The following is a 14,502-nucleotide window of genomic DNA, read 5'->3' on the forward strand; positions in this document are numbered from 1 at the left end:
CAACGGCTACACCCACACCAACGCCTACCGCTACCGCAACACCTACGCCTGTGACCGGTGATTTATTCGTCGCCCCCAACGGGCTTGACAGCAATCCCGGAACCCTGAGCAGCCCGACTACCTTAACCTCCGCCCTCACCAAAATCGCTGCAGGCAAAACCATTTACCTGCGTGGCGGCGTTTACGCTTATTCCGTGCCTGTCATTATTGACCGGAACAACAGTGGCAGCTCCACCAGCAGCCGCAAGAGCATTGTGGCCTACGGCTCCGAAAAGCCGATTCTCGATTTTTATGGCCAAACCTTCGATTCTACCAACCGGGGCCTGCAAATCAACGGCCATTATTGGCTGGTGAAGGGTCTTGAGGTCAGAGGAGCCGGAGACAACGGCATCTTCATCGGCGGCAACTACAACCGTATCGAAAATGTGGAGACCCACCACAACCGGGATTCCGGCCTGCAGATCAGCCGTTATGCCTCCACCGCCGCCTCCATGAGCGAATGGCCCAGCTACAACGAAATTATTAATGTGTATTCCCACGATAACTATGATCCGGACAACGGCGAGGATGCGGACGGCTTTGCCGCCAAGCTGACCATCGGTCCGGGCAACGTGTTCGACGGCTGTATCGCCGCCTGGAATACGGATGACGGCTGGGATTTGTACACCAAAACAGACACCGGCCCCATCGGCGTCGTCACCATCCGCAACAGCATCGCCTACAAAAACGGGCAAACCTCCGACGGCAACACCACGGCCAACAGCGACGGCAACGGCTTCAAGCTGGGCGGGGATAAAATTGCCGTCAACCACATCGTGCAGAACTCCATCGCTTTCCAGAACAAAAAACACGGCTTTACCTACAACAGCAATCCCGGCTCCATCCAAATGACCAACAACACCTCCTGGAGCAACGGCCAAAGCAACTTTGCCTTTGACTCCGGTACCCATGTGTTCACCAATAACCTGAGCTTCGCCGGCAGCTCCAGTGACAAAACCAGCGGAACGGATGTATCCAGCACCAACGTCTGGTGGAAAAACAACAAAAGCACCAATGCCAAGGGACTGATCGCCGACAGCAGCGACTTCCTCAGCCTCACACCCAGTGTCACCCGCAATGCCGACGGTTCACCCAATCTGGGCAACTTCCTGAAGCTGGCCTCCGGCAGTGATCTGATCGGCTCCGGTACACCCTCAGGGAAAAATATCGGGGCACGTTAACGGCAGCTGTTTGATTGGTACAATTAATTGTAAAATTATGTAAACATCTAAGAAGCTTCCTTCTTGCCCCCTGCAGGAATGAAGCTTCTTTTTTGTGCCGGCAAAAAAAGACCCGCTCCGGAGGTCTTGCTTCCGGTGCGGGGGAAGGGGCTTGGTTTGGGTATAACGTACTTCCGTGAAATGCGTTACGCCTTGATAGCGGCGACAATCAGATCGCCCATGGCGCCTGTGCCGATAGCCGCGCTCTTGTCGGTAGCGATATCCCAGGTGCGGTGGCCGGCGTCAAGAACCTCCTTGACCGCCTTCTCTACCGCTTCGGCAGCTTCATGGTAGCCGAAGGTCAGACGGAACATCAGGGCAACGGACAGAATGGTGGCGATGGGGTTGGCAACACCCTTGCCGGCAATATCCGGCGCGGAGCCGTGAATGGGCTCGTACAGGCCGAAGCTTCCTTCACCCAGGGATGCCGAGGACAGCATACCGATGGAGCCGGTAAGCATGGCGGCTTCATCGCTTAAGATGTCGCCGAACATGTTCTCGGTCACAATAACATCGAAGCTGGAAGGACGGCGCAGCAGCTGCATAGCGCAGTTATCCACCAGCACATGCTCCAGCTCCACATCGGGATAGTCGGCAGCTACACGAATGACCGTTTCCCGCCACAGACGGGAGGTCTCCAGCACATTGGCCTTATCCACAGATGCAACCTTTTTCTTGCGGGTTTTGGCGATTTCGAAGGCAGAGCGGGCAATCCGCTCCACTTCCTTCACGCTGTATGTGCAGGTATCCACAGCTTCTTGGCCATTGGGGCCTTCGCGGCGGAGCTTGTCTCCAAAGTAAATGCCGCCGGTGAGCTCACGCACCACAATCAGGTCGGTTCCTTCCAGAACCTCCGGCTTCAGGGTGGAGGCTTCCTTCAGACAATCGAAAATAACGGCGGGACGGATGTTAGCATAAAGGCCCAATGCCTTGCGGATGCCGAGAAGCCCGGTTTCGGGACGCAGCTCCTTGGGGTTGGTGTCCCACTTGGGTCCGCCTACGGCGCCCAAAAGTACAGCGTCCGCTTTTTGGCAGATGGCCAGGGTGTCCTCCGGCAGCGGGGTGCCGCGTTCGTCGATGGCAATACCGCCGAATAAACCGTATTCCAGCTCAAACTTGTATCCGAACAGCTCTTCGGTGCGCTTCAGTACCTTTTCCGCTTCCGCAATAACCTCCGGGCCGATGCCGTCACCGGCAATTACCGCGATCTTCTTTGCATCCGACATGGATGAACACTCCCTTGTTCTTACGTTCTTAAGTGTTACTGTAGCTTATATTGTGCCATACTTCCAGTGGCCTGCGCCAAGATATAATAACTATGGATTCTATAGGCGTTTCCTATAGAGACGATTCTTATGGAATAACCCCCGGCGGTGTTACCGTTTCCCGACCTCAGTTGACTCTGCAGTGAAGATGCGGTACTGCCTGGGCGTTTTGCCGGTTTTGCGTTTGAACAGGCGGTTAAAAAACTTCACATCCAAAAAACCCGCCTCTGCAGCAATATCGGCAACCCGGTCGCCGGAGCCCGCCAACCGGACGCAACACCGCTCAATCCGCAGCGTATGAACATAATCCAAAAAGCCCATCCCCGTCCTGGCGGTAAAACGCCTCCGGAACTGGCGCTCGCTTAAGCCTGCCACAGCCGCAGCCTGGCCTGCAGTTAACCGTTCCACCGCGTGCTCGCGGATCCAGTGTATAGTCTTGTCCATCAGATCGTCCCGTCCCGCGGCGGGCGCTCCTGTTCCTGCCTGCTCCTCCAGCCGATGAAGCTGGACCAGCAATTCGATGAAGCGGGTCTGGAGCATGAGCCTGCTGAAGGGCCTGGGGTTAGCGTAATCCTCCAGCATAGCGCCGAACAGTCTGCGGATTTCCCCGTCCCGGTCCTTCCACTGCTTCCATCCTGGTTCCAGCAGATCCAACCGCTTGTTCAGCATCTCCAGCAGCTGAGCGAATTCCCCGCCCCGGGATACCAGGCTCTCCAGCAGCTCCGGTCCAAACAGGCAGTTGCAGACGATCAGGCGGTTTTTGGTGGCATCCGCCCCCGCCGGACGGAACACATGGGACGTTCCCAGGGGCAAATAGAATACATCTCCCGCCGCCACTTCCATCACCGCGTCACCTATGTGCTGATATCCTCTGCCTTCCATCACATAGTTCAATTCGATGAATTCATGGGTGTGCTCCTCCAGCTGGAAGGATTCCTCCACCCGGTTCATATATAGATCAGGGCCTTCCGCCAGAAAGAGCTCCCTGGGTGTAGTCCAAATATACCGTTTGGCTTTCTGCACGGTGCTGTCCCCTCCAGCCGTATGGAATGTCCGGATACACCCTTATTATTGTCCGGATCGGCGAAATTCTTCCTTACCTCTTAGTTTATAGTATGGGTGTACAATTGCAATTTAAAAATGATGGAGGGTGGCTCTATCTATGCAAAATGACCTTAACATGTGGCAAGCCCGCTGGATATGGGGCGGTGGTGCAGTCAGCCCCCGCAATGAATGGCGCTGCTTCCGTAAAACCTTTTTCTATGACAATGCAAACGGCAGTGCAAGCCTGAAGCTGACCGCCGATTCCCGGTACATCCTGTATGTAAATGGTGTACGTTTGGGGAGAGGGCCTGTCCGCTCCTGGCAATCCGCATTGTCTTATGACGAATATGATCTTACCGGCCTTCTTATTCCGGGAGCCCATAATACCATTGCCGTGCTGGTGAACCATTATGGAATTCCCACCTTCCAATATTTGCGGGGCAGAGGTGGGCTGCTGGTTCAGCTGGAAACCACCGGAGAAAATCCGCAAGTGGTGCTTGTTACCGACGGGACATGGAAAACAGCGGTATACGAAGGGATGAATCCCTTCACCGCCCGGATGTCCTGCCAACTGCCGTTTGTGGAATCCTTTGATGCCCGGGTGCAGGATGAAGCCTGGACTGGCTGCGGTTACGACGACAGTCACTGGGAATCAGCTGATGAGCTGGGGACTGCCGGTATGGAGCCCTGGACCGGGCTTGTTCCCCGGGATATCCCTATGCTGACGGAAGAACCCGTTTATCCCGTGCGGGTGGAGGAGCTAAGCCGGGTACGGCCGCGGTCATGGGGAACCGTATTGGACCTGCGGAACCATTTTGTCCCCAATAGCCAACATCATGCCAATAACGTGCAATTTACCGGATACTTGGCCACCGTGATCCGTACAAAGGCTGCGACGAAAGCTACCATCGGCATTCCGGATGGCGGCCGGACCTCCGTTTCTATCAGCCTGAACGGCAACTGGCTGGACACATCAGGCTGGTATGGGGAGATGGGGGAGCGTTATCTGGACGTGGAGCTGGCTGCGGGAGATACTTTTCTGCTGATGGATCTCAAGGGGACCATCCACGGGCACGGCTTCCATTTCGGGATCCACAGTGAGGAGGCCTTTCAGCTGCTTTCACCTCTTGGGGCGTCCGCAACCACCCCGTTTATGGGCATCGGGCCCTTCAGCAGCTTTGAGGAGGCTGTGGAGGGGCAAACCTGGGACCCGGAGCCTGCAGGCTATCTTCGTGCACGCGGTATTGCCGGTGTTGGGGATTTGGAGAATTTCCGCGATTGGATCAGGCCCTTCAGTAGAGAGCATGTAAGTGACGAGGACCTGTTCGGGCTGTTTGTTTGGACCCCGGAGAAGACGCGCTTGGCGGTGCCACACACTCTGCAAAATGCGGTGATGGCCAATACAGCCTCAGCTATAATTCCGGTTTTTCCCGGTGCGGATACGGAAATCGTAATTGACTTTGGGCGTGAATATTCCGGTTATGTGGAGTTTGAGGTAGAGGCCGCAGGGGGTACGATTCTCGATTTGTACGGCTTTGAATATATGCGGAACGGCTGGCGCCATCATACCTACCAATTGGATAACACCCTGCGCTACGTGTGCCGGGAGGGCAAACAGCGGTATTCCTCCCCCATCCGCCGGGGCTTCCGTTATCTGGCTGTTGCAGTACGCAATGCCTCCGGGCCAGTGCGGCTGCACCGGGTGAACCTGCTGCAAAGCAACTATCCCGTGGCCCAGGTGGGCCGTTTCCACTCCTCCGATCCAATGCTGAATGATATATGGGAAATCAGCCGCCACACCACCCGCTTGTGCATGGAGGATACCTTCGTGGATTGCCCGGCGTATGAGCAGGTGTTCTGGGTGGGGGATGCCCGCAACGAAGCCCTGGTGAATTATTATCTGTTCGGCGGAAGCGAAATCGTCAAGCGCTGTCTGAGGCTGGTGCCCGGCTCCCGGTTCCAGTCGGAGCTGTATGTGGACCAGGTACCCAGCGGCTGGAACAGTGTCATTCCCAACTGGACCTTCTTTTGGATCACTGCATGTGCGGAGTATGTGCAGTTTACTGGAGACACGGACTTCGCGGCGGAAATGTATCCGCATGTTCGCTCCACCCTGGACGCCTACCGCCAGCGGCTGGATGAGCATGGGCTGTTGAACATGAAGGGCTGGAACTTCCTGGATTGGGCGCCCATTGACCAGCCCCGGGACGGCACGGTGGCCCACCAGAATATGTTCTTGGCCAAGGCGCTGGACACGGGCGCTTTTCTGGCGGATTACACGGACCGGACTGGGGGAGCGGAGCTGCGCCGGCAGGCAGAAGAACTGAAAGCAGCCATCAACCGGCGGCTCTGGCGGGAAGAGAAGCAGGCCTATGTGGATTGTATCCATGCTGACGGCACCTTCTCCCATGTGTTCAGCATGCAGACCCAAGTGGCGGCATTCCTGGCCGGCGTGCCTGACGGGGAGAAGCTGAAGCGGGTGGCAGACATGATCCAATCCCCTCCGGCGGGGTTTGTCCAAATCGGCAGCCCGTTTATGTCCTTCTTCTATCACGAGGCGCTGGCCAAGCTGGACCGCTACGATCTGCTCTTCGCCGATCTGCGCAGCCGGTACAGCGAGATGGTGGACGAGGAAGCCACCACCTGCTGGGAAACCTACCCCAAGCCGCTTGAGGAGCGGGCCCACCCGCTGGAGCTGACCCGCAGCCACTGCCATGCCTGGTCCGCCGGGCCGGGGTATTTCCTGGGCAGGCATGTGCTGGGTGTGCGCGGGGACAGCGACGGCTGGAGCCGGGTCATTGTGGAGCCGCAGATCGGCTCCCTGGACTGGGCCCGCGGCGCCGTGCCCCTCCCCGGCGGCGGCCGGGTGGATGTGTCGTGGCAGGCGGATAAAGGGAAGCGCACCATCCGCATCCGGGTGGAAGCGCCTGCGGCAGTGGAGCTTCAGGTGATTCCACCTGAAGGCTACACCGCAAGTGTGGAGGAGGTGCGGGTGAGCGAATAACGGAAGCATTTTTCCGTTATGAGGACAGGATCCGCTTATCCCAGCCGTTAGCGGAAGCCATTTTCCGCTAACGGCCTGATGCAGAGAGCTCCACGCCCAGTGAGCACGGTTTAGCGGAAATCTCTTTCCGCTATCCAGCGAGTCACCCCCATTCGGGAGATAATAGCGGAATATGTGTTCCACTAAAAATTCCCGGTCCTTCTCCTCGGCCTCACTTGTACAACAAAAAACCCCGGATCAACTATTGATCCGAGGCTCTTACCGGCCCAAGCTTGGGCCGGTTTTTATATGTTAGACTAAGCTGCTCCTATTTCCCGGTCCGGTTCAACGCACTGTGGCGGTATCCGTAAAGGAAATAGATGCACAGACCGATAATCAGCCAAACCCCAAAAGCCATCCAGGTGAACAGCTCCAGCTGCAGCATCAGGTAACCGCAGGAGAGTACGCTCAAGCTGGAAATCACGGGCACCCAAGGAACCCGGAAGCCACGGCGGAGCTCCGGCTGGGTATGGCGCATCACCCATACACCAAGGGATACCACAGAGAAGGCAAACAGCGTGCCGATGCTGGTCAGACTGGCCAGACGGCCCAGGGGGATAAATCCGGCAACCAATGTAACTGCTGCGCAAATCATCCATGTGTTTACTGAAGGTGTTTTGGTTTTAGGGTTCATCCGGGAAAGAATGCCCGGCAGCAGGCCGTCGCGGGACATGGCGTAGAACAAACGCGATTGTCCGAACAGCAGCACTAGGAGCACCGTGGTAATCCCCGCAATGGCACCAAGGGACAGAAGACCGGCAGCCCAGTCCTGACCAATATATTCAAGCGCAAATGCCACAGGGTTCTTGACGTTCAGTTCGGTGTACGGCACAATCCCCGTCAAAACCAGGGAAACGACAACATAAAGCAATGTACAGATGGCCAGGGACGAAATAATGCCGATAGGCATGTCCCGCTGGGGATTGCGGACTTCCTCAGCCGCAGTGGATACACTGTCAAAGCCGATATAAGCGAAGAAAATGGCGCTGGCTCCGGAGGCGACCCCTTGGAAGCCGAAGGGCATAAAAGGCGTCCAGTTGGAAGGTTTCACATACCAAACACCAATCACAATAAACAGCAGCACAACCGCAATTTTAATGATAACCATAAGAGTGTTGAACCGGGCGGTTTCCTTTACACCCCGCGTAAGCAGGAAGCCGATCAGGAGGATAATCGCCGCCGCCGGCAAATCAAAGTAGGTGCCGTTGGCCGGATCGAAGGCGCTTGAAAGCGCATGGGGAATATGCAGTCCGAAGCCGTTTAAGAGACTTTGGAAGTAGCCTGACCACCCACTGGCCACGGCCGATGCGGCGACCCCGTATTCCAATATCAGGTCCCAGCCGAGAATCCACGCCAAAAGCTCACCGAAGGCAGCGTAGCTGTATGTGTACGCGCTTCCCGCCGCAGGGACGGTAGAGGCAAACTCCGAATAACAGAGCGCCGCGAACACACAGGCAATACCCGCAATAATAAAAGATAAGACCAACGCCGGCCCGGCATGCTCCGCTGCCGCCACACCGGTAATAACAAAAATGCCCGTACCGATAATACAACCCACACCCAGCATCGCAAGATCAAAGGCTCCCAAAGACTTGCTCAGCCTCACACCGCCGCCGTGACCCCCGTCATCCGCGCCGAGTAAAGTCGCAACGCTTTTCCTTCGAAACAAATTCATGCTGTCCGCACTCTCCATCCTATCAACGTTTCAATGCTTTACTTCGTTAAATCAAACTTGACATCCTTTGTTATTTTCTATTAAACAAGGGTCAATATCCGTGATCTTCATCACACATTTACGATTATTCACATATTGGTCAATTAATTTTACCTGGCGCATCCAGTATGCCCCGCCGGAGGTTTAGCTATGATTCGATAGAGCAGGAGCAGCTCCAGCAGCATAACAAGCGATAACCGAACAAGGCAGCTCTTGGTGTGCATCCGCGCTAACGGAAATCAGCGACGCTTAGGGACAGGAATCCGGCGTCCTGACGCGCTAACGGAACTAAAGAGGGCTTAGCAAACTTGGTGAGGGAGATTGGGCGGCGAAACAGGCAATAAGGAACTCTCCGTTCCGTTAAGACTCAAATGGGTTCATTTTCAGCCGCTAAGAGCTTCTGAGTTCCGTTACGCAAAAAAGGACTTCCCGACGCCTCCCCCTTCTCGGTCCCAACCACAGCAAAAAGACCCGCAGCACAATTCAGCTGCGGGCCTCACATCGTAACACCTTACCCTTTCACCGCACCGATCATAACGCCCTTCACAAAATACTTCTGCAGGAAGGGGTACACCACCAGAAGCGGCACCAGCATCACCACAACCCCTGCGGACCGGATGGATTCCGGCGTAATTAGCTGCTGCGCCTCCTCCGGGCTGATATTGTTCAGGCTCTGCAGCAGGGACTGGTTGGCCACCATACTCTGCACCAGCACCGACAGATTATATTTGGCCGTGGTGTTGATGTTGATGAGCAGGCTTTGGAAGGCATTCCAGTACCCTACGCCATAGAACAGCGTCAGGGTGGCCAGCACCGGCAGGGACAGAGGCAGCACGATTCTCGCCAGGAGGCGCATCTCACTGCAGCCGTCCATCTCAGCGGCTTCATATAGCTCATCGGGAATATTTTCGAAGAAGGATTTCAGCACCATCATGTTATAGGCGCTCACCAGACCGGGCAGCCACAAGGCCCAGTAGGTATCCAGGATGCCCAAGGCGCGGTTCACCAGAAAGCCGGGAATCAGGGGAACGCCCATCAGCATGGTGAACACGATGGCCATAGTCAGAAACTTCCTGGCGTAGAAGAACTTGCGGGCCAGCGGATAAGCCGCCAGAATGGTAAACACCATGCTGAACAGGACGCCGCCTGCCGTAATAACCACACTGTTCTGGAAGCTGCGCACAATCGGAGTGCCCTTAATCAGAGTTTCATACGATTCCAGCGTAAAATCCACCGGGAAGATGCCGACATTGCCGCTGGCGATGGCCCCGTAGCTGCTGAAGGAAAGGGACACGATGTTCATCAAGGGAAGCAGGCAGCTCAAGGCAGCCAGAATCAGCAGGCAGTTGTTCACAATGTAAAAGATCCGTTCGCCTTTTGACATTCTCATAGCGGGTAAGCTCCTTTCACCACAGGGATTGGTTAAATTTGCGGGCCAACTGGTTAGCGGCAAGCACCAGGGTGAAGCCGATCACCGACTCAAACAGCCCCATGGCGGTGGTAATGCTGTACAGACCGCTCTGAATACCGATGGTGAAAATGTAGGTGCTGATCACATTGGACACATCGGAGACAACGGCGTTTTGGAGATTGTATACCTGATCGAAACCAACCTCCATAATCCGTCCCATGGACAGAATGGACATCAGGGTAATGACAGGCAGAATACCCGGCAAAGTCACATGCCAGATTTGCTTCAGCTTGCCGGCCCCGTCAAGCGCAGCAGATTCATACAGATGGGGATCAATGCCCCCCACAGCCGCCAGATAAATGATTGCACTAAACCCGGCCTCCTTCCAGATTCCGGAGCCGAAGAAGATGGCCATCCATGAGCCGGTTTGATACAGGAAGGTAATGGGCTCCCCGCCCATTTTGACGATCAGGGCATTGATAGCCCCCGCCTGGGTACCGAACAGCGTCACCACGATACCGCCGATAATAACCCAGGAGAAAAAGTGAGGCATGTACAAAAGGGTTTGCACCGATTTTTTCAGCCAGGTTTTTCTCACTTCATTGAGCATTACAGCAATGAGAATCGGAAACGGAAAACCGATGACAATGGACAGGAGACTAATCATAAAGGTGTTTCGGATAATCAGAAGAGTCTGGGGATTGCTGAAAATCATGCGGAAATTATCCAAGCCCGCCCACGGACTACCCAACACCCCCTGCATCAGATTGTACTGCTTAAAGGCGATAATATTGCCCAGCATTGGTACATATTTGAAGGTAATGAAGAAAATTGCCACCGGCAAAAACATCAGAAGCAGCGGCATATTTCGCCGCAATCTTCCTTTGGAATTCCTTCTGAGGGCTGTACCTGCAGCGGGGTTTACCGCTCCGGGGATGCCGGCTTGTATGGTTTCATTCGCGCTCGATTTCATGATTCCGCTCCTTTCGGGACCGCTCCGGGAACGGAAATCTCCCAGGCATTATAGTCCCACCGTATCCCGCCGAAGCCCGGCTTACACTCCATAATTCCGCTGCCCAGCTCCGAATGGAGATGCCGGTTATGCAGCAGAGGCCAGCCCTCATAATCCACATCTTCCCCATTAACCTGTCTAGCGCCATCGTACCGGATAAAAAGTCTGTCTCCTCCCGGCACGGTGAAGGCTACCTCCGGTTGGTCGGCACCCAGATCCGCCTGGATATCCGTCTCTTCCAGGACCTGCTTGCAAAAGCGTACCAGCTCCAGATGGGCTTGGGCGGATTCGGAGTCTGACGCCGGCTCCCGGATGAACCTGTCCGGCTCTGCCGTTACCACCAGCAGAGCATTGCGCAGGCCCGGGCTGCGCAGCCTCTTTTCTCCCGCCGCTTCCGTCCAGATCCAGGGCTTCAAGGTTTTAAAGGCAAACATCACAGTACCGCCATGGGCAAACAGCCACCCGTCCTTTTCCTCCGAAACAAGCACTGCCGAAGGGTCCAGGAAACCGTCAATGTAGGGATCCCGGTCCGAAGGAAAGGGCTGCCGCGGCCCGTATTGATAGCTCTCCCCGGGAGGAATGTTATACAGTGCCACCAGCGCACCATTATGCTGCAGCACCTGCTCATACGGGGACGAGCCCAGCCACTTGCCTACATAATCCTCTGTCTCATGGCCAAAATCCGGGAATGGATGGGTAAAAAAGAACGCGCTCCGGTTCGCTTCCCCATCCCACATCAAGGACCAGCGTCTCATTTGGCCGGACCAGACAATATCCCCCTGCCTGCCGTCCCACATGCTTCCCAAGGTGTAACCGGGCGTAACCCAGCTAAGCTTGCGCACACCACGCCGGCTGATATAGCCGTAGCCCTTGGCACCGCCGCTCTCCGCCTGATGGGTTTGGTGTCCATCATGGGCTCGGTCCTCCCGGGCTACCAAATCATGAGTTTCCCGGTGGAGAAAGGACTCATCCCGTTCTTGGGCCGCCGCCGCCAGCGCATCAGGTACCCGGTAGCCGGACAAAGCCAGAATGGAGCTGTAATGGGGCTCGCCCAAGGACAGATCCGGTGTCCGCCCGCCGAAATACAGCCAGGAGGAGGCGATTCCCCCTTCCGCAGCACCCTCTTCATTAGTGGGATGGTAATCCCGGGAATGGGCCCCGGTGAACCGCCCGTTCTGCCAGTCCCCTGTTGTGTTGGCCAGATACCAGTCCATCATCATGCCCGCTTGTTTGGCCAGCTTCGGGTCCTCCGCGAAATCATACAGGCTGGCTAATGCGGTCAGATAAAACACACTATACGTAGTAGAATCGAATTCTCCTTGCCCGTAGCGGACCACCCGGGAGAAATATTGCTCCAGATAGGAAACGCATCTTTCCCTGATCTCCGCCGCCAGCTCCCAATCGGGCCAACGCTGCGCAGCCAGTATGCCTGCGGCCGCATGCATGATTTTATGGTTCTCCGTACCGCCCTCCATCCGGTAATGATCCTTGGCGGTAAGGTACGCCTTAATGTCTCCGGTGAGGCCCTCACCCATCAGCCCGCCGAAGCGGTACAGGCAATCCGCCAGCCCGTGGCGGACAAACATGGACTCTCCTCCCGGATCCTTGCACACCTGGGCCAGACTCTCCAAAGCCCAGTCCTTGTCCTTCCCCAAACCCAGCCGGCCGATGGCCAAAAACACATGTCTCCGGGAACGGTCCCACTCCGGAACTGCAAGCTCCGGCAGCTTCTCCAGCAGCAGCTGCGCCCGCCTGCGGAACTGTTCCTCCAGCGCTGTATCCAGCGACAGTATTGCTCTTTCCTGGTGGGTATTCATCAACCTCACTCCGTTTCCGATCTTCCTTCAGCCCGTCTGTCCACTCCGGTCACCCCCGGAAGAACCAGCCGGCAGGCGGAGGCTTTCCCTCCCCTGCCGGTCGTGGATTCCAGCCGTGATGCTCCGGCAGGTTGGCTTATTTTTTCAGAAGCTTGTCGGCTTGCTCGCCGAATTCATACAGGTCCTTCAGCATAAAGGCAGTGTCCTTGTTTGCGGTGTACCACTTCGCATAGAACTCATCCACCTTGGTGCCGCCAGCGGCTTCCCAGGTTTTCTTGGAGGTGTCCAGAGCTTGTTGGGCCGTGAAGGTTTTGCCGCTGACAATAGCCTTCAGCCAGTTATCCTTGATCTGCTGGTCCACATTCTTCGAGATCATGGTCAAATCGGCAGGCAGTACAGGCAGGTACTCCGGCTTCAGCGTAGGAATCGGACGGTCCTTGCTGACATAGGCGGCAATTGCGTCGTCAGACAGCTTCAAGAGAGCGGTTTGTGTATCATTTTTCGGCTTGAAGGTGGTATTTCCCCACAGGAGAGTAGAGCTCATCATCGCCAAGTCAGCGGTATAGGAGGCTTCGATCTTGTTTTTCTCAGCATCAATGGTTTCAGGTACACCCTCTGCATTCCGCTTCCAATGGACGCCTTCCAGACCCTTGCTAACGGTGAGGGAAACATCCGGCTTGATCATGAAATCAATATATTGCATGATGGCTTTTTGGTCCTTGGCTTTAGCGTTGACAATCCCAACCATTTGAATTGGGCTGGAAATAACCGGGCTAAACTGGCCATATTGAGTAGATGGCAAGGGGACAATCGCCAGCTTCATATCCGGCACATTTTGCTTCAGTGTATCGTAGTCCTTTTCGCCAATGCTGGTATCCAGGGTGCTCTGATGCAGATAGATTCCCAACTTGCCGCTCAGGAAATCCTGCTTGGCTTTTTCGCCGTTTTTGTCCGCCAGGAAATCCTTATCTACCACTCCAGCGTCAAACAGCTTCTTTTGGTAATCCACAGCAGCGGATTGACGTTCCCATTCGTGGATAAAGTTGCTGCCGTCCACACGCCAGGCCACTTCCCCATATCCAAACATATGGCTGATAATCGAGAAGCCATTGCCGCTTAAGTTAATACCGAAGGTATCCTTTTTACCGTTGCCGTCCGGGTCCTGCTCGGCGAAGGCCTTGGCTACATTAAACAGATCATCGGCAGTTTTGGGGGTGGAAAGCTTCAGCTTATCCAGCCAGTCCTGACGGATAAAAACAGCGTGACCAGCTACAAGTCTCGATACCTTGCCCACCTCATACAGCTTGCCGTCATCCTTGGTGCCAAGCTTCTTCAATTGGGGGAACTGCTTCATCAAGTCTTTATAGGTGGTGCTGTATTTCTCCACCATTTCGTCGATGGGGGCCAGCAGCTTTTGGCTGTACCACAAATTCCGGTAACCAGTATCATATTCCAGAATCAGATCAGGTGCAGAGTTGCTGGCGAACAGAGTGTTCAGCTTCTGCAGGGACTCCCAGCGGGGTACGGGAACATATTGGACATCCACGGGGCCGTTTTTGTTGATCCACTCGGTCCAGCGGTTTTTGTCCCAGTTGCCTTCCTGGGGAGGAATATTGTTGCGGTCATATATAGTTGCTGTGATTTTGCCTCTTGCCGCAGCGGTAGGTGCTGTTGAAGCAGCCGTGGTTGCGGAAGCGCCGGTGGTGGGGCTTGTGCTGCTGGATGCACCATTATCATTGCTGCCGCAGCCTGCCAGAAGCATACCTGCCGCGGTTACCATCACCGTGCCGCCCATTGCTGCCTTCTTCCAATTATGCTTTGCCATTCTTGTAAATCCCCCTTCGCATGGATAGATGCGTGCTTTACGTAAAACGCTTACTTGCGGTGATCGGTTTTCCTTTGACGATGCTCGGCGCTTTCGTAAAGCTCCTCGATTG

Annotated in this window: 8 protein-coding genes and 1 pseudogene; 2 read left to right on the plus strand and 7 right to left on the minus strand. The window is 55.5% G+C overall.

The features are described from left to right. Positions 1-50 precede the first annotated feature (50 nt). Positions 51-1,220 (plus strand): annotated as a pseudogene (locus ACI1P1_RS04085) (right-handed parallel beta-helix repeat-containing protein); the annotation flags it as partial. Between the two features lie 185 nt (positions 1,221-1,405). Here ACI1P1_RS04085 and leuB read toward each other — a convergent pair. Beyond that, complete coding sequence (leuB, locus tag ACI1P1_RS04090) at positions 1,406-2,485, minus strand: 3-isopropylmalate dehydrogenase (RefSeq protein ID WP_416215084.1); 1,080 nt, start codon at positions 2,483-2,485, stop codon at positions 1,406-1,408. A 150-nt stretch (positions 2,486-2,635) separates the two neighbouring features. Beyond that, positions 2,636-3,547, minus strand: coding sequence for a helix-turn-helix domain-containing protein (locus tag ACI1P1_RS04095; RefSeq protein ID WP_416215085.1), 912 nt, complete (start codon positions 3,545-3,547; stop codon positions 2,636-2,638). Between the two features lie 139 nt (positions 3,548-3,686). Between ACI1P1_RS04095 and ACI1P1_RS04100 the strand changes: the two genes are divergently transcribed. Next, positions 3,687-6,572: a family 78 glycoside hydrolase catalytic domain gene (locus ACI1P1_RS04100; protein ID WP_416215086.1), complete on the plus strand. Its 2,886-nt coding sequence runs from the start codon at positions 3,687-3,689 to the stop codon at positions 6,570-6,572. A 307-nt stretch (positions 6,573-6,879) separates the two neighbouring features. On the opposite strand, the gene ACI1P1_RS04105 is transcribed toward ACI1P1_RS04100, so the two are convergent. The 5 genes from ACI1P1_RS04105 to ACI1P1_RS04125 form a co-directional block, all read right to left on the minus strand. After that, complete coding sequence (locus tag ACI1P1_RS04105) at positions 6,880-8,286, minus strand: amino acid permease (RefSeq protein WP_416215087.1); 1,407 nt, start codon at positions 8,284-8,286, stop codon at positions 6,880-6,882. 550 nt (positions 8,287-8,836) lie between these two features. Continuing rightward, a complete protein-coding gene (locus tag ACI1P1_RS04110; protein ID WP_416215088.1) occupies positions 8,837-9,715 on the minus strand; it encodes a carbohydrate ABC transporter permease in 879 nt (292 codons plus the stop codon). A gap of 16 nt (positions 9,716-9,731) precedes the next feature. Then, entirely contained in the window at positions 9,732-10,709 is a 978-nt protein-coding gene (locus ACI1P1_RS04115) for an ABC transporter permease (RefSeq protein ID WP_416215089.1), read from the minus strand. Then, a complete protein-coding gene (locus tag ACI1P1_RS04120; RefSeq protein ID WP_416215090.1) occupies positions 10,706-12,565 on the minus strand; it encodes a hypothetical protein in 1,860 nt (619 codons plus the stop codon). The genes ACI1P1_RS04115 and ACI1P1_RS04120 overlap by 4 nt, the downstream gene beginning before the upstream one ends. Before the next feature lie 136 nt (positions 12,566-12,701). Then, on the minus strand, positions 12,702-14,390 hold the full coding sequence (locus ACI1P1_RS04125; RefSeq protein WP_416215091.1) for a type 2 periplasmic-binding domain-containing protein: 1,689 nt from the start codon (positions 14,388-14,390) through the stop codon (positions 12,702-12,704). Positions 14,391-14,502: the final 112 nt, after the last annotated feature.

Origin of the sequence: Paenibacillus mesotrionivorans, assembly GCF_046098205.1 — a bacterium.
In the GTDB taxonomy this organism is placed as follows: Bacteria; Bacillota; Bacilli; order Paenibacillales; family NBRC-103111; genus Paenibacillus_AR; species Paenibacillus_AR mesotrionivorans.

Bases quoted from the DNA above. Each gene is read 5' to 3' on its own strand.
- leuB (WP_416215084.1), bottom strand. From the start codon at position 2,485: ATGTCGGATGCAAAGAAGATCGCGGTAATTGCCGGTGACGGCATCGGC.
- ACI1P1_RS04100 (WP_416215086.1), top strand. From the start codon at position 3,687: ATGCAAAATGACCTTAACATGTGGCAAGCCCGCTGGATATGGGGCGGT.
- ACI1P1_RS04105 (WP_416215087.1), bottom strand. From the start codon at position 8,286: ATGAATTTGTTTCGAAGGAAAAGCGTTGCGACTTTACTCGGCGCGGAT.
- ACI1P1_RS04110 (WP_416215088.1), bottom strand. From the start codon at position 9,715: ATGAGAATGTCAAAAGGCGAACGGATCTTTTACATTGTGAACAACTGC.
- ACI1P1_RS04115 (WP_416215089.1), bottom strand. From the start codon at position 10,709: ATGAAATCGAGCGCGAATGAAACCATACAAGCCGGCATCCCCGGAGCG.
- ACI1P1_RS04120 (WP_416215090.1), bottom strand. From the start codon at position 12,565: ATGAATACCCACCAGGAAAGAGCAATACTGTCGCTGGATACAGCGCTG.
- ACI1P1_RS04125 (WP_416215091.1), bottom strand. From the start codon at position 14,390: ATGGCAAAGCATAATTGGAAGAAGGCAGCAATGGGCGGCACGGTGATG.